This is a genomic window from Hallella mizrahii (assembly GCF_009695775.1).
Classification (GTDB): domain Bacteria; phylum Bacteroidota; class Bacteroidia; order Bacteroidales; family Bacteroidaceae; genus Prevotella; species Prevotella mizrahii.
On sequence record NZ_VUNG01000023.1, the window covers coordinates 1 to 21,709 of the forward strand.

Genomic DNA, 21,709 nt, shown 5'->3' on the forward strand with positions numbered 1-21,709 from the left:
CGTCTTATATAGGAAGAGCAGCTGTTCAAAATCTGATGTTCTCTCCATAAATTGTATGAATTTAAGTCGAGGACAAAAGTAACAGATTTTAAGGCTTTAAGCAATACGTCATTTTTGGACGCTTACATTAATAACTAAAATTTAAAATCATGAAACACTTCAGAAGAGCGTTGCTCGGTATGACGTTGGCAACAGTCAGTGTGTCGGCTTGGGCACAGGACATCATCGTCAGCGGTACAGTCAAGGATGCTACTGGTGAGCCCATCATCGGTGTGTCCGTCATCCAGAAAGGTACATCCAACGGTGCCGTCACCGACCTCGACGGCCACTTCTCGTTCAAGGCGCCACAGGGCTCTCCGCTGGTCGTCTCCTATATAGGTTATGCTACGCAGGAACTGAAAGCCGGTAGCAACATGACCATCGAGCTGAAGGAGAACACCAAACAACTCAATGAAGTGGTCGTCACTGGTTATACTGCAGAGAAGAAAGCCGACCTGACAGGTTCTGTGGCAGTGGTGAAAATGAAAGATATTGCCGATGTGCCGACAGGCAACGTGCTGCAAAGTCTCAACGGACGTGTGGCTGGCGTGAACATCACCACCGACGGTACTCCTGGCGGCAACAACACAAGCACACTCGTGCGTGGAACCACCACCATCAACAACTCATCGCCTCTGTATGTCATCGACGGTGTGATGACACGTGATGGTGTCGGTTCCATCCTTTCCAGCAACGATGTGGAAAGTATACAGGTATTGAAGGATGCGTCCTCAGCTGCCATCTACGGTGCGCAGGCTGCCAATGGTGTCATCATCATTACGACCAAGCACGCCAAGAAAGGCGAGACCAAGGTGGATTTCAATGCGTCGCTCACTCTTCAGCGGTTCGTCAACAACTATGACCTTCTTGATGCCAATCAATGGGGCGAAGTATATTGGCAGGCCTACAAGAACACCTATGGTACGCACCCCAACTCTCTTATCTACGGCAATGGCGACAAGCCTGTGCTCAATACCTCCACTCCTTATTATACCGGTGCCCAAGGACAGACCTATACAGCCGCCAATACCGACTGGCTTGACCTGATGTACAAGACGGCACTGATGCAGGACTATTCTGTGACGTTGAGCCGTGCCACTGACAAAGGAGCCACATCGCTCTCTGTCAACTGGATCAACCAGGACGGTATGCTGAAGAACACAGACTATCAGCGACTCAATACCCGACTGACTACAGATTATAAGTTCCTAAACAACAAACTGCGCATCGGTGAGAGCGTTGCCATCAACTATTGGACACAGCATCAGGCACAGGGCGGAATAGAAGAGCAACTCATCGCACAGCACCCGGCAGAGCCTGTCTACGACTCAATGGGCGGATACGCCGGAGGATATATCGACGTGCTCAACGACAAGCCTAACCCCGTGCGTCTGCAGGACAATCAAAAGAACAACAAACACCAGTATTGGCGTATCTTCGGTAATGCCTACTTGGAAATAGAGCCCATCAAGAACCTGGTGTTCCGAAGCAATGTCGGTGTGAACTACTACAATGAGTTCAGCAAGACATTCGTTCCCTCATGGATTGAGAGTTCACGTACTGTGAATACCAACGAGCTGGATACCTATCACTATCACAGCATCAATTGGGTATGGACCAACACCTTGAACTATAACATCGACTTGGGTGAGCATCACATCGGTGCTCTGCTTGGCTACGAGGCTAAGAAGCTGACATCAGAGGATCTCGGCGGCTACGGTCAGGGACTTGTCTCCGAAACAACGGACTATCGCTACCTCAACGCCGTGACCAGTCTGGCAAAAGTTCGTGGCATCGGCAGCAACTACTCCATGGACTCGCAATTCATGAAGCTCAACTACTCCTATGCTTCCAAGTATCTGTTGGCCTTCACGCTTCGTCGTGATGCCTCCTCGCGCTTTGGCAGCAACCACAACTCGGGAATCTTCCCATCTGTATCTGCAGGTTGGCGTATCTCTTCTGAGAAGTTCATGGAGAAAACACACTCTTGGCTCGACGATCTGAAGCTGCGTGCCAGCTGGGGTATCAACGGTAATGACGAGATCGACAACGAAGCTACTTACACCAAGTACCTCGTTTCCCTCTCCAATGCCAGCTATAACCTCAACGGTGACAACCAGCACCTGTCTTCCGGTGCTTCCAAAACCCACACCGGTAATTCTGACCTGAAGTGGGAGCAGACACAGCAGATCAACTTCGGTCTCGACGCTACGCTGCTCAACCAACGGCTCACCGCTACATTGGATTACTTCTACAAGAAGACAACCAATATGCTTTTTGAACCTCCTTATCCTGGCGTGCTCGGTGAGGGCGGCTACTCTTGGCAGAACTGCATCGACATGGACAACAGTGGCTTTGAGATGACGCTTGGCTGGAGAGACCGTCTGCACAACGGCATCAGCTATAACGTAGACTTCAATGGCTCGTTCTATACCAATGAGATAAAGAAGTTGCCCGAGGCTATCTACTACACCTTCGGTGGTGGTATGCCTGGACAGAGCATCGTAGGCCATCCCTTTGGCTCATGGATGGGCTACAAGACCGATGGCGTCTTCCATACTCAGGAAGAGGTCGACGAGTACAAGAAGAAATACGACGTACAGATTGGTGCTCCTGGAGTGGGACGTATCAAATATCTCGATATCAACGGTGACGGAAAGATCAATACAGCCGACCAGACATGGCTTGGCTGCGACCGTCCAAAGTTCTCTTTCGGTGTGAACCTCGGTGCATCGTGGAAAGGCTTTGACTTGGGCCTCTTCTTCAATGGCATGGTGCGCAAGGCTTGGAACAACTCGAAATACTATACCGATCTGTTCCAGACATGGAATGGCAACCACTCCACACGTCTGCTCGACGCCATGAACGCTTGGACGGAATACCAGAGCACGGGTTATTACAACTGTGACACACCCGCGCTGACAACCCTCGACAGCAACAACGAGGCACGCGGCTCTGATTTCTACATCGAGAATGGCAACTTCGTCAAACTCAAGACCGCTACACTGGGATACACCGTTCCTAAATCGCTGCTGGACAAAATCAGCCTGCGCTCGCTGCGCGTGTACTTTCAAATGCAGAATGTGTTCACCATCACCAACTATACCGGTGCTGACCCGGAGGGACTCGGCTATACTTATCCCCAGCCACGTACATTTACCTTCGGTCTGACTCTCGGTCTTTAAGCCATCAATCCTCATAAAACCAAACAGTCATGAAAATCAAGAATATAGTTATACTCTTCGCAGTGGGTCTGTTGGCCACCAGCTGCAATGAAGACAGTTTCCTCGATAATCAACCTCAAGGAACACTCACAGACAAGGTCATCCAAGAAGGAAAGCAGGTCAGCCTGCTGACCAATGCTGCCTACTCAGCACTCATGGGTCCCAACCCACAGGACTGGAGCGTGTGGTGCTATCCCGTTACCAACTGGAGCTACGGCAGTGTGCGTGCAGACGATGCGTACAAAGGCGGCGGCGGTACGGGCGATCTCTCTGACGTGCACCGCATGGAAATCGAAGACCTCGACGCTACCAACGGCAATGTCGACAGCAAGTGGTATCATCTCTATACCAGCGTGCAGCGGTGCAACAGTGCGTTGCGCATGCTCAACAGCATGACGGACGACGAGCTATCCGACCGCCAGGTTCAGATTGCTGAGATGAAGGTGCTCAGAGCTCACTTCTACTTCGAGCTTAGCCGTTTGTTCAACCATATCGTATACTTTGACGAGAACTATACAGGCAACATCAACGCACTGTCCAACACAGAGTATACCCGCGACCAGATTCTCGGTATGATCGCCGACGACTTAGAGGCTGCCGCCAAGGTTCTGCCCGATGCACAGCCTGAGGTAGGACGCATCAACAAATACATTGCCACAGCTTATGCAGCCAAGGTGAACCTCTACCGTGCCTACAAGCAGGACGAGGAGACACATAAGGTCGTGAGTATCGACAAGGCTCTTCTGCAAAAGGTAGTCGACGAGTGCGACGTGCTCATCAACAGTGGTAAGTATGCCTTGCTCGACAACTTCCAAGATCTGGATAAGGTGTCGACAGGCGACAACAGCAAGGAGGCAGTCTTCCAAGTTCAGTACTCTATGGACGATGGCAGTAACTCAGCCGGACGCGTCAACTGGTCCAACCTGCTCAACGCTCCGCAAGGTCCTTATTCTGGTGACGGATTCTTCCTGCCCAGCCAGGATCTGATCGACGCTTACCAGACCGATGACAATGGCCTGCCTGAGTTCAACACCTATTATAAGCAGCACTTTGACGAATGGAATGCCTCAGAAGGAAAAAGCGACTACACGACACACAACGTAGATCCACGTGTGGACTTCGTCGTCGGTCGTCCGGGTATCACTTGGAAGACCTATAAGAAATCGCCATGCGAGAACACATGGGTAAGAGACCAAGGCACCTATGGACAGCACTGCTCCAAGCGCTTCTTCGTCTCTCCCGAGAGCGACGAGATGTTTAAGGGATGGCCTTGGGGTGCCAGCGCGCTGAACTGGAACATCATCCGCTATGCCGATATCCTGCTGTGGAAAGCAGAAGCTCTGATCGAAATGAACCAGAACCTTGACATGGCCCGTCAGCTCATCAACCAGGTGCGCCATCGCGCTGCCAACAAGGACTACTGGGTGAAAGACTTCAATGATTCGAAGAAATATGCCGCCAACTACAAGATAGCGGAATATCCTGCCCAGGGTTGGACACAAGACTATGCTCGACAGGCATTGAGATTTGAGACACGATTGGAAACCGCAATGGAGGGTGAGCGATTCTTCGACCTTGTCAGATGGGGTATCGCCGCAGAGACGATGAACGCTTATTACAGCCGCGAGAAGTCGCTGCGCAGCTATTACAACAATGCACAGTTCACTGCAGGTAAGAATGAGTATCTGCCTATCTCCGTGACACAGTACAACCTCTCCAACGGTGCTTACACACAGAACCCAGGATATGCAAGCTTCAAATAGGTTTTATCATTGATAGAAGGAAGAGCCTAAGACTTAGGCCGAGGGCTCTCCTTCTATTTGCTTAGCCCTTTAAAGCAGATATATGAGAATCAGGACATATCTTCTTTGTGCAGTACTGTTGTATAGCCTTGCCAACGAAGCTGTCGCGAAAAAATTAAGAACCAATGGGTACTCAATATTTTGGAGCGATACCATTTCCGGAGGGACGTCTTCGGTATCAGGCTGGTTTGCGCTGGAGTCACTACCGACAGATACTGCTGCCTTCCTTGGCGTGAAAGATGCAGACGGGAGATATATCAACATCTGCACAGACCATTGGGGGCATCTCTTGCTTGGTTGCAATGGAAGATACGAGAAGCTCAACTCGACAGTAGAACCTTTTGAGTGGGTACATCTCATTCTTGATATGAAGGACAAGAGGATCTTTAAAAACGGAAGATCACTAAGTCACCGCTCTTGGAGTTCTCTGAATACGTCTTCACCCCTCTTGTTATGGGCGGGAAAGGATTTCACGGAGCGCCAGGGATGGGGCTACGACTTGAACATCATTAATGGAGTGATAGATGGCATTCGGGCAGATACCGTTTCCATTGAGAAGGTAATGTTATTAGCAAACATCGGACAGCGACTGAAACAGCATCCAGATCTTAGCATAGACAACAAAAACTTCAGATATGAATTTTCTCGTCCTAAGTATCATCTCATACCTGCAGCTAACTGGACCAATGAAAGCCACGGACTCATCTATTACAATGGCTTGTACCATATCTTCAATCAGAAGAATGCGTCAAATATCCTTTTACGTGAAATCAATTGGGGACATTTCACGTCTCCCGATTTAATTCACTGGACGGAGGAACGACCTGCGCTTCACCCAGGCGAACCTTATGACTCTTTAGGAATATGGTCTGGCCATGCTGTGATTAATAAAGAAGGAGTACCGGAAATCATCTATACTGGTGGCGCAAGACATACCTCCATCAATATAGCGTTTCCCGTTGATTCTTCTTTGATCAGTTGGCGAAAGTACCCTTGTAATCCTGTGATACCTGACCGGCCTAAACAATTCCTACGCACTGACATGCGTGATCCATACGTCTTCTCTGACAATGATCAGTATTACATGATAGTAGGTTTTGGAATTGATAAGCCCCAAGGCTCTCATGGTGCATTGTTACTCTACAAATCTTGTGATTTGAAGAAGTGGAACTACGTTGGCCTGCTGTTTGAAGGCAATCCGAGCAAAGATCACTCTGGAAGATTTTGGGAGATGCCCGTATTCAAGAAGATGGGAAAGAAATGGATACTCAGTGTAAACAGAGTGCCAGAACCAGGAATACCTGCCAGAACCCAATATTGGATAGGCTCGTTCAAGAATGAGAGGTTCGTGCCTGATAACCCGATACCTCAAAACTTGGAGGTCATTAACCGACTGCTGTCTCCTTCCGTGTCAGACACGCCTTCCGGCAAGACTGTGGCCATTGCTATCATCCCGGACGAGATTACCGGACGAGGCAACTATGAGAATGGATGGGCGCACCTCTTCTCCATCCCTCGCCAATGGGTCTTCAATGGCAAGAAAATCTGCCAGGTTCCTTATGAGGGCTTAGAGAAGTTGAGGACGAGCCACCGGTCTTTTGATGAAACCATTCTTGACCGTCCATTAATATTGTCTAAGGCAGGATTGCAAAAAGAAATTCTGCTGACATATCGTGGGAAAGGGGACAAGCCCTTTGGGGTGACTCTGTATAAGAATCCCGACGGGTCTGAATATACGAAGTTGTATTTCAATCCCGTATCAGAAGAATTCATTATTGACCAAAGCCACTCATCCAAGCGCAAGGATATTCCAAGCAATATACGCAAAGATCATTATCACGTAGACACGAAAAAGCCTGTAAAGCTGCATCTCTTCATTGACGGCTCAGTTGTGGAGGGATTTATCAACGATGAAGATGCCTTCACCACTCGTGTGTTCCCGTCTTCTGAGGACAGTGCCGAGATAGAAGTCTTTTCAGAAGACAAGTCAATGACAGTGCAGGCTAATATCTATGATATGAAAGCTGCGCCAATAAGATTAAACTTTTGATACGGGATGAGGACAACATCCAATAAGAATAATGATTACTGATAAGAAATTGATAAATTAGAAAAGATATTAACATGAAAGCCAAAAGAACAATTCTATCTATGATCGTTGCGTTAGTGACCATCACAGGACAAGCTCAAGTGTTTTCTCGCCATATACTCTCCGACAAGCACGCCATGATGAGCGTGGAGACCCAGAAGCGCTACATTCTGCTGCCTATAGAGGAGAAGGAAAACGAGACCACCATTAAAGTCATCAAGGATGGTCACTCCATGCAAGACATTAAGGTGCGTCTTGCAACTGGTAAGCCCGATTATTTCGTGCCTCTTGACATCAGCAAGTTCGGCAAAGACGGAAAGGTACTCCTCGACTTTAGCTTTCAAGGCAACTACCGTACGGTCGGCAACATTGAGGACTACAGTTGCTGGCAGTTGATGAAGGAGAGCGACACCTTCGACACCACCAACCGAGAGGCTTACCGACCCGTCTATCACCATACTCCCCTGTGGGGATGGATGAACGATCCCAACGGCATGTTTTATAAGGACGGCGTGTGGAACCTCTACTATCAGTTCAACCCCTACGGTTCTATTTGGGGAAACATGACATGGGGCCACGCCACCAGCCGCGACTTAGTCCATTGGCAATACGAGGGTACACCCATTGAACCCGACGACTTGGGTACTATCTTCAGCGGTTCAGCCATCGTAGACAGCAGCAACACGGCAGGATTCGGCAAGAATGCCATTGTGGCTATGTACACATCGGCAGCCGAAAGTCAGACACAAAGCCTGGCCTACAGCAACGACGGCGGTAAGACCTTCACCAAATACAGCGGCAACCCGACCCTCACGGCCAAAGAGCCGGACTTCCGCGACCCAAAGATGATCTGGAACGAAGCCACGAAAGAGTGGAACCTCGTGATGGCTACGGGACAGAAGATGAACTTCTACTCATCTAAAGATCTGAAGAACTGGAAATACGAGAGCAGTTTCGGCGAAGGCTACGGTTGCCACAAAGGTGTGTGGGAATGCCCCGACCTGATGCAGATGTCCAACGGCAAATGGGTGCTCATCTGCAACATCAACCCCGGTGGCCCCTACGGCGGTTCGGCTACTCAGTACTTTGTAGGCCAGTGGGACGGCCATCAGTTTACCTGTGAGAGCAAGCCCGAGGTGACCAAATGGATGGACTACGGCAAGGATCACTACGCCACAGTCACGTTCAGCAATGCTCCCGACGGCCGCCATGTGGCTCTGCCTTGGATGAGCAACTGGCAGTATGCGGCAGTGGTGCCGACGCTGCAATACCGCTCGGGCAATGGCATTCCACGCGATCTCGGCATCTTCACCGACGAAGGTGAGGAATACCTCAGCGTGAAGCCGTCGCCGGAGATCATGAAGGCCTTCAACAAGAAAGCCTCAAGTTTGGGCGATGCCTGCATGATAGAGGTGAGCGGACTGCGTCGCAATGCCACTATCGAACTCTCCAATGGCAAGGGCGAACGTGTGGTCATGCGCTATGATGCCGCAGAGAAGAGTTTCTCCGTCGACCGCATGAAGAGCGGAAAGACCGACTTCAGCGAAGTCTTCCCCGCAGTGACATCAGCCCCCACCCACGGAAAAGCCAGTCGTGTGCTGATCTTCATCGACAAGTGCAGCGTAGAAGTATTCGACGGCGACGGTAAGTTCGCCCTCACCAACCTGGTCTTCCCCACCAAGCCCTATGACAAATTGAGCGTGAAAGGCGGAAAGGCAAAGATTTGGAAGTTGAAATAAAGCCACTATGAGCAAGGACCTCGTCCTCCTGCTCTTTGGCGACTACACATATCAGAAATTTGAGAATAGGGGAGGTGTCTTACAAGCCTCCCCTCCCAAATTCTTGAATCAAAGATAATGCTCATTTCTTTTGGTTTAAAAGATTGTTTTTCAGGGAAACGTTCATCGCAGGATAAGAAGTCAATCTTTCCTATCTTATCGCTTTGCGGCGAATAGAGAATCCTCATTCTACAGGGGAAAAGGAAGAACAAACGACTTCTTGAAGGTTAGGGAAAGCCAGAAGTCTTAAGACAGTCCAATGCCTTGAGCAGCTTTCACTAACCTTTTTTGTGCTACTTCCTTGTCAAGCGGATCTTCGTCAGCGGGCTGTCCGTCGTTGATACATACCAATTTGGTGAAGCCCGCATCCAAGAGAGCCCGGCGATCTTCGATGCGGCCGCTGACGAGCACGACGGGTACTCCTGCCTTCTGTGCATGGCGCAACACAATGCTTGGCAGCTTGCCCATGAGCGTTTGTTCATCGGACGCGCCCTCGCCAGTGATGACAAGATCTGCATGTTGCAGCATGTCGTCGAAATGATTGCTTCGCAGCACCAGTTCTGCACCACTCTCCACTTGTGCGTCCATGAACTGCATGAAGGCATAGCCCAGACCTCCGGCTGCACCGGCACCGGGTCTTTGGCTCATGTCGAAACCTTGATGCTTGGCTGCCATCGCAGCAAAGGTTGCAGCACGCCGCTCAAGGAGTTCCACTTGCCTTCTATCGGCTCCTTTCTGTGGCGCAAATACGTAGGCGGCACCATGCGCTCCCGTGAGCGGACTGTCGACATCGGAGGCAAGAGTAACGCGGAGTGCCCTTAGTACAGATGTGTCAAAAGGATCGTACCACATCTGATGCAATCGTTGTTGAGCATGATGTCGCAGACAACGAAGCATGCCCAGTCCACAGTCGCTTGTGCCCGAACCGCCAAGGCCAATGATGAACTCACGACAACCCTGCTCCCATGTGTGCACTATCAACTCACCGACACCATAGCTTGTAGCTACGAGAGGGTTGCGAAGCTCTGGCTCTATCTTGTTCAAGCCGACAGCCTGCGCCACTTCGATGATGGCTTTGCCATCCTTAATGCCAAAGTCGGCGTCGGTCCACCGCATCATCGCGTCGTGGACGTGACAGTGAACAACATGATCGGGATTCATCGCGCGCAGGAAGCCCTCACCGCCATCGCTGGCTTCCAGCTCCTGAATTTCCACATCACCGTGCCGCACTCTGAGTCCTTCCGCACACGCCTCATTGGCCTCTTGGCTGCTCATGCAACCTTTGAAACTGTCAAATATCAATAATATCATATTCAACCAACAACTAAAGAATATCTGAGCCCAAGTGCATTACTAATTAAGAGAAAGGTTGACAGCTGCATATCACTATTACCACGCTCTATATTACTGATAAACTCACGCTTCTTGCCAATCTTATCAGCCAATTGTTGTTGAGTCATCTTCAGTTGCTTACGCTGCTCTTTCAATATTTCAGCATAATAGAAAGATTTAGCACGAGCTTCAAAAGCTTCACGTGAAGGAGAACTTTTGGGGCCATACTCTTTATCTAATCTTGCTGATGAGGTCTGAAGCTTATTTAACTTGTTTTCGTCTAACTTTATCATACCTATTCCTCCATATATTTTCTTAATATCTTATTAGCAATTTCTACTTCTTGCTTATATTGCTTCTTGCTTTTCTTCAAGAAAGAATTAAGGAAAATGACTCTACTGGATTCTATAAAGCTTATGGCATCTATGGCGAACATAACAGTACGATACTCGTTACTGCCTATTGAAACACGTGCCTCATAAAAATCTGTCCCCTCTATGTTCTTCACAAACTTAGTACTGACAACCTTTATAGTCGCTATTATCTGTTCTACATAATCGTACTTTACTCTAACCCTCATGGGAAGAGCATCTAAGTATTCTTTATACTCATCCGAATAGTAGATTTCCCTTATCTTCTTATCCATACTACAAAAGTAAGTGTTTTATTCCAAATAGGCAAATAAGATGGAACGAATTTATTACTTTTTATTGAATACGGCAAGCTACGTAATAAGCGAAAAGCCTTTGAAGAACATTTAGGGCTCGCCTTTCTGTAATATTTCCGCCTTTTCTACGTTAATAATACCATGATACGTAGACTTTTCATCTTGATGATACTCACGTTGCTGGGTCTGGACGGCATGGCACAGAGCTTCACACTGCACGGCCGCGTCATCGACGAGGACGGCAATCCCGTGGAGTTTGCCAGTGTGTCATGCTTGCAGCAGGGCAAGGCCACGGTGACCTCGGCTCACGGCAACTACAGCCTTACGCTTCACTCCGCCGACTCGGTGGTGGTGAAGTTCTCTATGCTCGGCTACCGCACGAAGACACGTGTGCTGAGAAAGCCCAAGGGACCACAGACCTTGCAGGTGACGCTCTACGGCATGGCCAACACGCTCGGACAAGTAGATGTCACAGGACAAAAGATACAGTCTGGACAAGGACAGGAGCTCAGCACCAAAGACATGAAAGGCTCGCCCTCGACGACGGGCAATGCCGTGGAGGAACTCGTGCAGAGCCAGGCAGGTGTGTCGACACACTCTGAACTGTCGTCGCAATACAATGTGCGTGGCGGGGCCTTTGATGAGAACTCGGTATATATAAACAATGTGGAAGTCTACCGCCCGTTCCTCGTCCGCAGCGGACAGCAGGAAGGACTCTCGGTCATCAATCCCGACATGGTGGAGCGTATCAGCTTCTCCACTGGTGGCTTTGAGACTAAGTACGGCGACAAGATGTCGTCGGCTCTCGACATCACCTATCGCCAGCCCAAGCATGCCGAAGCCTCGGCAACGGTGTCCTTGCTCGGTGCCTCAGCTTATGTGGGATTGGGAAGCAAAAATTTTTCTTGGACCAATGGACTGCGCTACAAGACTACGAAATATCTCCTTGGCTCGATGGAAACCAACGGAGAGTACAAGCCCAACTTCCTCGACTATCAGACCTATCTCCATTGGAGGCCTAACAGACTATGGAGCTTCGACATCATTGGCAATGTCTCGGACAACCACTATACCTTCCAGCCCGAGAGCCGAGAGACTACCTTTGGCACGCTTGAGGATGTAAAGTCGTTTAAAGTATATTTCGACGGACAGGAGAAAGACCGATTTCAAACCTATTTCGGCACCATTGGCATCACGCGCCACTGGGGCGACTCTACATCGGTGTCACTTCTCGGATCGGCTTTCACTACCAGCGAGAGAGAGCAGTATGATATACAAGGACAGTATTGGCTTACACAAACCGAGACGTCGGAAGACCTCGGTGTGGGCACATACTTCCAGCATGCCCGCAACTACCTCAAAGCACGGGTGGGCAGCGTGAAGCTATTGGTCAGCCACAAGACGGCTTCACACAACATTGAGGGAGCCTTCACCTTTAAGAAAGAACATATCGAGGAAAACTCGCGCGAATACGAGATGCGGGACTCGGCAGGATACAGCATACCGCATACGGGCAAAGACCTCTATATGATCTATTCGCTCAGAGCCAAGAACCAACTCGATGCCAACCGTACGGAAGTCTATCTGCAAGACACCTGGCGCTTTCACCGCAACGACTCCAGCACGCTCTACACGCTGAACTACGGTGTGCGCTTCTCTCACTGGAACTTCAACAGAGAGTCGACTCTTTCGCCGCGTGTATCTCTCGGCATCACACCTTCGTGGAACCGCGACCTGACTTTCCGTCTGGCTACGGGACTTTACTATCAGGCTCCTTTCTTCAAGGAACTCAGAGACACTTCAACCGTGTACGGCATGACCGTGGCTTCGCTCAACAACAAGGTGAAGAGTCAGCGTGCCATTCACGTCATCGGTGGCATGGACTACCGCTTCAAAGTCAACAACCGTCCTTACCGCTTCTCGGCTGAGGCTTACTATAAGTTCCTCCATAACCTCATCCCTTACTCGGTAAGCAACGTGCAGGTGGTCTACTACGGTGATCACACCGCTACCGGACATGCCGCAGGCGTGGACCTGAAGCTTTATGGTGAGTTTGTACCCGGCACCGACTCGTGGATCACATTCTCATTTATGAATACAAAGATGAATGTCGACGGGCGCTCACTGCCGCTGCCTACTGACCAGCGCTTTGCCGCGCATCTCTTCTTCACCGATTATTTCCCAGGAACCACACGCTGGAAGATGAGCCTGAGGCTGACCTATGCCGACGGACTGCCCTTCTCTACACCACACCGCGAGCTCACCTCTGCCTCTTTCCGTGCGCCGGCTTACAAGCGGGCGGACATCGGCATGAGCTACCGCCTCTACGACAACAGCGATCACCACAGCAGCCATTGGCTTAAAAACATCTGGCTCGGCATCGACTGTCTCAACCTCTTAGGCATCAACAACGTCAACTCCTACTACTGGGTCACCGATGTCGTCGGCCAGCAGTATGCTGTGCCCAACTACTTGACCGGTCGCCGCATCAACGCCAAGGTCACCGTAGAGTTCTGAGCATAAGGCGTGCGGAGCCTTTATCACCAAGTAGCCCCGTGTTGTTCTGAGTGCTTGGTCTGTATGTTGCTGCTGTGCAGCAACCCTCTCTCTCCCTCTCCCTCTCTCGAAGCGTGTCTCTCACCTCTCGCTGACAAACGTGGTGACAGATCGCGGCTCGAGCACGGCATTTCCATTGCTTTCTTCCACCGGTTTCAGGTTTTCTCCCGTCACGTCCGACGTGCGGTAGAGTTGCCAAGCGTGCTTACTTTCTGGAAGAGTCAGAACGATCGGAGCAGAGCCTTCTCCATAATTAATGGCGACCACTACCCACGAGCCGTCTACATTGCGATAGGCTGAAGTCATCACGCCGTAGGGTTGTGTCTCACCGTCTGCAACAAGTTTTCCTCCATCTGTCACAGACATCGCATACCGCCGTGCTCCCGGACGGATGAAGCGGCTATAATTGCCCAACGTCCACATCAGCTTTGAATCGATGGCCTTGCCCGTTTTCCAACCGTCATTACTGAGCACGCGGATCAGTCCATCTTTGTAGTCGCCTCCCAAGGCACGCCACCACGACCAGCTCTCGGCATCGCCATAGACCAGATCATGATGGATGACACGAGCCACATAGAGTGCCGTCATCATCGAAAAGTCGAAATGGCCGCCTCCCCCGATCTCCTCATCGTTGCTCATAATGCAAAGTTCACTTTGCCAATAATGAAGGTCATACCGCGCCAACGTGTCTCGGAGTTGCTCGCGTACCTGACGCATATATTTCACGGGCGTATTGGTCCAATAGCTGTGAGCCAAAATGCAGTGCGGCACGCCCGGGCAATTGCCCAAATAGGTCTGCACGCTGTCTTTATTGAAGAAGCTGGATATTTCGAAACCGCGCTGCCAGTCTGTCTCGTGAGTACCCAAGAGGCACCGCAGATCGCTACTCTCATTGATCGTTATCTGTGTATTGACCTTTTGCTTTTTTAATGCTTTCGAAACAGCCCTCACCAACTTTGCTACTTCCCGGTTGGTAGCGGGCGACCCTTCCTGCTTCGGTCCCAGCCAGTTCCAGTGTCCGTCCGGCTCGTTGACCGGACTGACATAGTCGAAATGGATGCCGTCGTGCGCTTCCAGTCCTTTCAAGCTTGTCGCGATGAACCGTGCGGCACGGTCATAGCAGTCCGGCTTTAGGTTGATCGTTCCTCCACGTCCCGTGTTGGTAGCGAGACCGTTTTGTGTAAAGAAGACCGGCATAGAATTCATGAAAGCCAGAAAGTGGTCAACGCCACGCTCTTTGGCAAGTTTCAGGAAGTTGCGCTGCCCCTGCTGCTTGCTCCAGTCGTAACTGCCGTCAGCATTCAGGAAGCATTCCGTCCGTGTAGCTTGCTGAATATACGAGCTGTCGCCCTGCTCCTCACTGCCGGCCCCAAGGTTGAAACGCCATAATGAAAGTCCGATGCCGCGTGGCTGACCTTGCGCATCGTCGTCTGTGCTGAACAGCCAGTCGGCGATTTGTCGCTGCTGTTGCTCCGGCCACAGCCCAACATACTTCATACTCCATGCGTCAGATGCCCCAAAGTGCAGAATCTGTTGGCGCGGTTGATCTGCGTTGATCCGGTAGATCCGTTGGGCACGGATTGACACTGCCGCCATCAACAACAGTGCAGAGAAGAGAAAACGATGATATTTCATAGCAGAATAGGATATATGATGAGGATAGTTAATTCTTCATTCAGTGATTGACGACTTTCTTTCCATCAACGACATAGATACCTTTCGGCAAAGAATGCAGAAGAGAGACATCGTCAGCGACCTTCATTCCTGTCAAGGAAAAGATGGCATTCACTTTTTTAGCATCTTCTTCTATGCTCTGAATGCCGGTAGCAAAGTCACCGTCGAGAGTGAAGGTCACCACGGAGCGAGCCGGAATGAGGATACGTGTGTCGGCATTGGGCGTTGTACTCAGTGTAGCGTCAAGGCTCAGCGAATGCGTAGCATCCGTCACATATTTATGAATAGCAGTGGCGGAAGTATTAAATTTGACACCCTTTGCTGCGTCTCCGTTATTGACAAAGACAGCCACAACGCGCTTGCCGTCCGGTGAGACAAAGGCTGTAGCCATCAATCCGTCGATATCGTTGACCGTAGTGCCCGTCATAGCTATGCGCTGATAGCCGGGGCGTACAAAGCGGCTGTAGTTGCCGAGTACCCACAGATTGGGATTGGCCGTGACGGTTCCACCTTTTGTGAGGTCACCATAGCTCTCGTAGCCAGTGTCACCGGAAGCGTTGAGCCGAAGCAGTTCAAACCGGTTTTTCTGGCTCCATTGTGATTGTGCCATTGCTGTCCAGTACGACCATGACGACATGTTGCCTTCGGTGAGTCCCACATAGATGAGCTTTCCCATGAACAAAGCGATATCCATCTCGCTCGCCTCATCGTAAGAACCAGGGAAACCAGTGTCTGTACCAGGCTCTTTGTCAAGCATACTCCACTCGGTTTGCATGACTTTCAATCCGTATTGCGCAGCTTTCTGTGCCACCTTCTTTCGTGTGTCCACTAATGCAGCATCGCTGTCAAAGGTCCAATAGTCGTGTCCGGCCACGGCTTTCTCCACATGGCCCAGTCCACCAATATATGTTTCACTGTTTGCCGTATTCCAAAAAGCCTCTATCTGATCCGAAGCCCTGCCACCATAGTCAGAGCAAGGCTGATAGAGCCGGTCCCATGCGCTTGCTTCCGGCATGACAATGGTAGTTCCCGACAATTGCTGCTTGTCAAGTGCTTGATCCAATTCCTTTACGAGTCGGCTGATCTCAGCGTTCTGCCAAGGCGAGCCCTCCTGACCTTCGCGCCAGTCGAAAGCCGGCTCGTTGACAGGGTCGACATAGGTGATAGGATAGCCTAAGTCGGTGAAGTGTCGGGCTGTGGTGGCGATATAGTTTGCGAAATCGTCATAGCAATCTTCCTTAAGGTTGGCTCCCGCCGACCCGTCCTTGTTGTTGGCCAGTCCGTTTGCCGTATAATAAATAGGTGCAGAGTTTGCGAAAAGAAGGAAATGATCAACCCCATAGCTCTTGGCCTGCTCCATGAACCACCGTTGTCCGGCACAGCGGTTCCAGTCGTAGGTGCCGTCAGACTTGATGTAGCAGTCAGCGCGTCGTGTGACATCAGTGATATTCGATCCGTCGCCTTGTTCACTGCTGCCAGCACCCAAGTTCACTCTCCACACCGAGAGTCCGATGCCTTCGGGATTGCCGTTGCTGTCCATCTTTTGCGAGAAGAGCAGGCGCGCAGCTTTTTCCTTTTCTGTGGTGGCGAAGTACCGTCCCACGAAATCAGCGGTCCAGCAGTCCGACGCACCGAAATCCATGATGGTCTGGTAGTGCTCGGAAGGATTGAATCCTATTGTGTAAGTCGACTGGGCTGAGGCTGACAAGACTGTAGACAATGCTAAGAAGGAGAAAAGTATTTGTTTCATACGAGATAATATAAAAAGAAGTGTGAAGAGGAAATCTATTCAACAATGAAAGGTTCACAGGTTCCAAAGGTTCCGAAGGTTTAAAGATTCCCTACGATCGACAAAACCTTTAAAACCAACAAAACCTTTAAAACCTAAAGAACCTTCGAAACCTAGAATTTAGTATAATGGATTCTGCTTGATGGATCCGTTGGACATGATAATCTCTGAGTTAGGAATTGGGAAGAGCTCATCGCGTCCCTCTTTAAACGTGATGCCTTTGTCGCTGCTCTCACCCTTGTTCTCTTTCTCGTACTTATCAGTACTCTCATAGAGGTTGTAATGTACAAACGTACCGTTGGGTCCCATGATATTGTCGATAGCGGGCTTGCCGTTGTCGTCTTTCCAGCGGCGCAGGTCGTAGAGACGGTTGTCCTCCAAGGCCAGCTCCAGACGGCGTTCCAAGCGAATGGCATCGCGCAGTTCCTTGTTAGAAGCGGTCACAGGAGAGAGCTTGACACGGGCACGCACCTCGTTGAGAGCTGCGCGGGCCTCAGCATCATTGCCCAGTGCGTTCTCCACCTCGGCATACATCAGCAACACGTCGGCATAGCGCAACAGACGATAGTTCAGCGGAATATGCGGAGCATCGTAAGGTGATGGGCGCTTGGCGACAGGAATATAGAGCTTCATGTTGCATCGTGCGCTCTTGTGCTTGCTCGGTGAGATGACATAGGGCTTGTCTTCTGTCCACGTAGGATCGTTAGGCACACTGGTCTGTCCGTCGTGCAGGATGGTCCACTTCAGGCGGATAGAGTCACCGGCATCTTCAAATGCTTTCTCCAGATTGCTGGTCGGCAAGCCCCACGACCAACCGGAGTCGTCGCGAGAGCCGACAACCACAGAGATGCGTTCGCCAAGACTATAACTGATGTCGCTGTTGGTCTGAACCTCAAAGAGACTCTCCTTGCTGTTGTTGTGGTCCATGCTCCACACATCGCCAAAGTTGTCGAGCAGTTGATATTCTTTGCTGTCAATGACGGCTTTGAGTTGAGCTTCAGCCTCTTTGTATTTCTCCTGATAGAGATAAACCTTTCCGAGCAGTCCTTGGGCAGCCCCTTTAGTGACACGCCCCAAGTCTTTGCTGCTATATGCGCTGCGCACGGGCAGGTCAGGAATAGCCTCGAGCAAATCTTTCTCGATCTGTGCATAGGTCTCCTCTTTGCTGGCGCGCTCTATGCCTTCCACCTCTGACGGCATCTTCAAGTCGAGCACCAAAGGCACTCCACCAAAGTTCTTTACCAGATCGAAGTACTCAAAGGCACGTATGAACTTAGCCTCAGCGATATAGCGTTTCTGGAGTGACTCATCGTTGAACTTCACACCTGGTATGCGGTTGATGGCGATATTGCACTGGAGAATGCCTTTGTAGCGATACTGCCAGAAGTTTTGGCAGCTGTTGCCCGCACTGATGGTGTTGCCCGTGTAGTGAGCCAGGTGAAGATAATCGCCCGGATCCTGCGTGGTGTTACCCATCCATTCATCATCGGTGCACATGTCACCGGCAACGTAGAACTTGTATATCTGCCACCAGTCGTCGTAGGCCAGGCTCTGATAGCAGCCCGTCACCTGCTTGGCACATTCGTCCTCCGTAGAGAAATAGTTTTCCATGTCCTGCTGACCAAGGATAGGCTCATCGAGGAAATCGGAGCAGCCGCTCACAGTGAAAGTCAGTGCAGCCGCCATGGTCAGACCCAAAATATATTGTTTCATAGTTGTTGATGATAATCGTTAAAAGTTCATGTTCACACCCACCAGGAAGGTACGTGGGTTAGGATAACCGGTCCAGTCGATACCAGCCTGTGTGGCACTACCCATGGCAGCCGTTTCCGGATCCATGCCGCTGTAGCCTGTGATTGTGAAGAGGTTCTGGGCAGAGAGCGAGAAACGCAGCGTGCAGGTGCCAAGGACCTTCTTAGGCAGCGTATAGCCCAGTTGCAGCAACTTGCAGCGGAAGTAACTGCCGTTCTCAACGAAGTAGGTTGAAGGACGTGTGTAGTTGGAGTTCGGATCTGCAACGGTCAGGCGCGGATACTCTGTGGAAGTGCCTTCTCCGTGCCAAGCCTTTTCAAGCGTACCGGCATAGACGTTCTGACCGTCCTGACCGAAGTAGCGCTCACGGTTGAGGTTATAGATGTCGTTGCCAAAGGTGCCATAGAACTGAGCTCTGAAGTCGAAGCCTTTGTACTGAGCGTTGAGGTTCAGACCGAGCATCAGGTCAGGGAAAGGATTGCCGATATAGGTCTTGTCCTTCTCGTCGATGGTGCCGTCGTGGTTGAGATCTTTATAGCGGAAGTCACCAGGCTGAGCGTTTGGCTGCATGGCATTTCCGTGCTCGTCGGTGTAGGAGGTCACTTCTGTCTGGTTCTGGAAGATGCCGTCAACGACATAACCGTAGAACTGGCTGATCAGTTTTCCTTCCTCGTTGCGGATGATATAATCGCCATTGTGATTGCCTGTGTAGATATAGTTGCCATTGAGGTTGATGGCTTTGTTGCGAACAGAGCTGAGGTTCACGCCGACGCCATACTGCAATCCACCCACATGGTCGTTCCAGTCGATGCCAAGTTCCCATCCGGTAGCCTTCATGCTTCCGATGTTCTCCCACATCTGTCCGTTCCACATCGGGTAGCCAAGGATGAGCAGATTCTCTTTCTGCATGAGCATGTCGTGGCTCTTCTTGGTGTACCAGTCAGCGGTGACGCGCAGGCGATTGGCAAGGAAAGCCATATCGAGTCCGATATTGTAGTCCTCGACAGTCTCCCATTTCACGTTTGTGTTACCAATTGATCCGATCGTAGAACCTACAATCGTGGCAGGAGTGGCACCGAGAGTATAGCGTGTCGTAGAGATAGAGCTGATATAAGCCGAGTTGTCGATGTTTTGGTTGCCCACCTTACCCCAGCCGAGTCTTAACTTCAAGTCGTCGAAGACGTGCTGATGCTTCATAAACGACTCACCGGAGATACGCCAGGCTGCACTGACAGCCGGGAAAGTAGCGTACTTGTTGCCCTTGGGGAACTTGGAGGAACCATCGACACGCACACTGGCTGTGAGGTAGTAGCGCTCATCATAGTTATACATCACACGACCGAGATACGAGATCAGCGAGCTATAGCTGTTGGTACCCGAAGCCTGCATGTTCTCTGTACCGGCACTCACATAGCGCATTTCCTCAACGTTGGAGGGGATGTTGTCGCGGCTGCCGCTGAGCCAGTAGTCCTGGAAGCGCTCCATGGTGTAGCCTGCCATGACGTTGAGGTTATGGCGTTTGTTGAAGCTCTTCATATAAGTCAACGTGTTGGTCCAGTTCCAGTCCACCCAGTTCTGCATGGTGCGTGAGGCATTGCTCTTCTCGCTTTGCTCGAGGTTATCGATATGGAAGTCTGGCGTGTAGCCGTCCGACAGGCGGAAGCGTGCGTTGATGCCGAACTGTGTGCGGAAGGTCAGTCCGCTGATGGGGCTGATGCTGATGAAAGGAGTAGCCAACAGGCCATATTCGTCGGAATGCTTGTCGAGGCGATACATCGAAGCCACAGGGTTCCACTCCTGGTTGTTGTTTGAGCGTGCGTAGTTGCTGTAGGGGTTGGATGTCCACTCGCTCTTGTCGCGCATGACGGGCGTTGTCGGATCCATGGCCATGATGGCACCCATCAGGCTGGGCGTATCATTCCAGTTCTCATATTTCGGTGTAAAGTCGATACCAGCCTTGACGATCTTGTTGAAGTTATACTCCATAGAGAAGCGAGCCGTGAGTTTCTGCCAGTCGCCTACCTTGTACTGTGAGTTCTGACGGAAGTAACCGATGCTTGCCGAATAGAGCAGTTTGTCGGTGCCACCGGAGAATCCGATATTGTAGTTCTGTTGCAGCGCGATGTCACGGATACACTGGTCCCACCAGTCCGTACCCTGAGCGTCGGTGATGTTCTCAATGCCTTTGTAAGCACCGGTGCTACCATCATTGGCGTAGCGCATCTTATATACTTTCTCATATTCCGAAGCCTTGGCAACGTCGGGCTTGCTGAGTGTCTGGAAGCCCTCAGAGACGGAAGCCTCAAACTTCATGGCTCCCTTACGGCCTTTCTTGGTGGTGATCAGGATGACGCCATTGGAGCCTCGTGTACCGTAGATGGCTTCAGCGGAAGCATCCTTGAGGACCTGCATACTCTCGATGTCGTTTTGGTTGAGGAAGTTGATGTTATTTCCTACCGGCATACCATCTACGACATAGAGCGGGTCAGAACCGTTGATGGTGCTGATGCCTCGAATGATGACTCGCGGTGTGGATCCCGGTGAGCCGCTGTTGGTCACCTGCACACCATTGACCTGTCCCTGCAAGGCGTCCATGACGTTGCCTGTCGTGAGCTTGTTGAGCTCATCACCTTTGATGGCGGAAATAGAACTGGTCAGATCGCCTTTCTTGGCGACACCATAACCGATGACCACCACCTCGTTGAGGTCAGAAGCATTGTCTTTCATCACAACGTTGATAGCAGTGCGTCCGGCTATAGCGATCTTCTGTGACGAGAATCCCATCATGGAAAATTCCAGCGTGGCATTCTTGTCGGCATTGATACTATAGTGTCCATCCATATCGGTGACAGTGCCGTTGGTTGTGCCGGCGACCTTGATATACGCTCCCATCAGGGGTTCATGGTCATCGGCAGAGGTCACTGTACCCGTGATCTTCATCGTCTGCGCCTGCAGGCACAGGGCGAAGACGGACAGGAAAAGGGATAACAAATATTTTTTCATTTGT

The 21,709-nt window shown here is 50.7% G+C and carries 12 protein-coding genes; 5 read left to right on the forward strand and 7 right to left on the reverse strand.

Annotated features, from left to right (window positions below):
* Nucleotides 1-149: 149 nt before the first annotated feature.
* The 4 genes from FYJ73_RS09335 (at nt 150) to FYJ73_RS09350 (ending at nt 8,893) form a co-directional block, all read left to right on the forward strand.
* Nucleotides 150-3,224: a SusC/RagA family TonB-linked outer membrane protein gene (locus FYJ73_RS09335; RefSeq protein ID WP_154534455.1), complete on the forward strand. Its 3,075-nt coding sequence runs from the start codon at nt 150-152 to the stop codon at nt 3,222-3,224.
* A gap of 29 nt (nt 3,225-3,253) precedes the next feature.
* The gene (locus tag FYJ73_RS09340) at nt 3,254-5,026 is read left to right on the forward strand and encodes a RagB/SusD family nutrient uptake outer membrane protein (RefSeq protein ID WP_154534456.1); all 1,773 of its coding nucleotides are present in this window, start codon (nt 3,254-3,256) and stop codon (nt 5,024-5,026) included.
* A gap of 82 nt (nt 5,027-5,108) precedes the next feature.
* The gene (locus FYJ73_RS09345; protein WP_154534457.1) at nt 5,109-7,115 is read left to right on the forward strand and encodes a glycoside hydrolase family 32 protein; all 2,007 of its coding nucleotides are present in this window, start codon (nt 5,109-5,111) and stop codon (nt 7,113-7,115) included.
* Between the two features lie 101 nt (nt 7,116-7,216).
* A complete protein-coding gene (locus tag FYJ73_RS09350) occupies nt 7,217-8,893 on the forward strand; it encodes a glycoside hydrolase family 32 protein (RefSeq protein WP_235899306.1) in 1,677 nt (558 codons plus the stop codon).
* Between the two features lie 285 nt (nt 8,894-9,178).
* Here FYJ73_RS09350 and FYJ73_RS09355 read toward each other — a convergent pair whose 3' ends face one another.
* Genes FYJ73_RS09355 through FYJ73_RS09365 form a run of 3 tightly spaced genes read right to left on the reverse strand, consistent with a single transcriptional unit; the run spans nt 9,179 to nt 10,910 of the window.
* A complete protein-coding gene (locus tag FYJ73_RS09355; protein ID WP_154534459.1) occupies nt 9,179-10,243 on the reverse strand; it encodes a glycerate kinase family protein in 1,065 nt (354 codons plus the stop codon).
* 2 nt (nt 10,244-10,245) lie between these two features.
* Nucleotides 10,246-10,557: a helix-turn-helix transcriptional regulator gene (locus tag FYJ73_RS09360; protein ID WP_154534460.1), complete on the reverse strand. Its 312-nt coding sequence runs from the start codon at nt 10,555-10,557 to the stop codon at nt 10,246-10,248.
* Between the two features lie 2 nt (nt 10,558-10,559).
* Nucleotides 10,560-10,910: a type II toxin-antitoxin system RelE/ParE family toxin gene (locus FYJ73_RS09365; protein ID WP_154534461.1), complete on the reverse strand. Its 351-nt coding sequence runs from the start codon at nt 10,908-10,910 to the stop codon at nt 10,560-10,562.
* Nucleotides 10,911-11,072: 162 nt separating this feature from the next.
* Between FYJ73_RS09365 and FYJ73_RS09370 the strand changes: the two genes are divergently transcribed.
* Nucleotides 11,073-13,448 (forward strand): TonB-dependent receptor, encoded by a 2,376-nt coding sequence (locus tag FYJ73_RS09370; RefSeq protein ID WP_154534462.1) that lies wholly within the window; start codon nt 11,073-11,075, stop codon nt 13,446-13,448.
* A 120-nt stretch (nt 13,449-13,568) separates the two neighbouring features.
* Here the strand turns inward: FYJ73_RS09370 and FYJ73_RS09375 are convergent, their stop codons facing one another.
* The 4 genes from FYJ73_RS09375 to FYJ73_RS09390 all read right to left on the reverse strand — a co-directional run bounded on the left by FYJ73_RS09375 (nt 13,569) and on the right by FYJ73_RS09390 (nt 21,705).
* Nucleotides 13,569-15,122, reverse strand: coding sequence for a glycoside hydrolase (locus tag FYJ73_RS09375; protein ID WP_154534463.1), 1,554 nt, complete (start codon nt 15,120-15,122; stop codon nt 13,569-13,571).
* A 40-nt stretch (nt 15,123-15,162) separates the two neighbouring features.
* Nucleotides 15,163-16,911, reverse strand: coding sequence for a glycoside hydrolase family 30 protein (locus FYJ73_RS09380; RefSeq protein WP_154534464.1), 1,749 nt, complete (start codon nt 16,909-16,911; stop codon nt 15,163-15,165).
* Nucleotides 16,912-17,070: 159 nt separating this feature from the next.
* Nucleotides 17,071-18,663, reverse strand: a complete 1,593-nt coding sequence (locus FYJ73_RS09385; RefSeq protein ID WP_154534465.1) for a RagB/SusD family nutrient uptake outer membrane protein — start codon at nt 18,661-18,663, stop codon at nt 17,071-17,073.
* An 18-nt stretch (nt 18,664-18,681) separates the two neighbouring features.
* Entirely contained in the window at nt 18,682-21,705 is a 3,024-nt protein-coding gene (locus FYJ73_RS09390; RefSeq protein ID WP_154534466.1) for a SusC/RagA family TonB-linked outer membrane protein, read from the reverse strand.
* Nucleotides 21,706-21,709: the final 4 nt, after the last annotated feature.

What these genes read in the sequence shown, in the direction of transcription:
- FYJ73_RS09335 (WP_154534455.1), top strand. Translation starts at nt 150, where the DNA reads ATGAAACACTTCAGAAGAGCGTTGCTCGGTATGACGTTGGCAACAGTC.
- FYJ73_RS09340 (WP_154534456.1), top strand. Translation starts at nt 3,254, where the DNA reads ATGAAAATCAAGAATATAGTTATACTCTTCGCAGTGGGTCTGTTGGCC.
- FYJ73_RS09345 (WP_154534457.1), top strand. Translation starts at nt 5,109, where the DNA reads ATGAGAATCAGGACATATCTTCTTTGTGCAGTACTGTTGTATAGCCTT.
- FYJ73_RS09350 (WP_235899306.1), top strand. Translation starts at nt 7,217, where the DNA reads ATGATCGTTGCGTTAGTGACCATCACAGGACAAGCTCAAGTGTTTTCT.
- FYJ73_RS09355 (WP_154534459.1), bottom strand. Translation starts at nt 10,243, where the DNA reads ATGATATTATTGATATTTGACAGTTTCAAAGGTTGCATGAGCAGCCAA.
- FYJ73_RS09360 (WP_154534460.1), bottom strand. Translation starts at nt 10,557, where the DNA reads ATGATAAAGTTAGACGAAAACAAGTTAAATAAGCTTCAGACCTCATCA.
- FYJ73_RS09365 (WP_154534461.1), bottom strand. Translation starts at nt 10,910, where the DNA reads ATGGATAAGAAGATAAGGGAAATCTACTATTCGGATGAGTATAAAGAA.
- FYJ73_RS09370 (WP_154534462.1), top strand. Translation starts at nt 11,073, where the DNA reads ATGATACGTAGACTTTTCATCTTGATGATACTCACGTTGCTGGGTCTG.
- FYJ73_RS09375 (WP_154534463.1), bottom strand. Translation starts at nt 15,122, where the DNA reads ATGAAATATCATCGTTTTCTCTTCTCTGCACTGTTGTTGATGGCGGCA.
- FYJ73_RS09380 (WP_154534464.1), bottom strand. Translation starts at nt 16,911, where the DNA reads ATGAAACAAATACTTTTCTCCTTCTTAGCATTGTCTACAGTCTTGTCA.
- FYJ73_RS09385 (WP_154534465.1), bottom strand. Translation starts at nt 18,663, where the DNA reads ATGAAACAATATATTTTGGGTCTGACCATGGCGGCTGCACTGACTTTC.
- FYJ73_RS09390 (WP_154534466.1), bottom strand. Translation starts at nt 21,705, where the DNA reads ATGAAAAAATATTTGTTATCCCTTTTCCTGTCCGTCTTCGCCCTGTGC.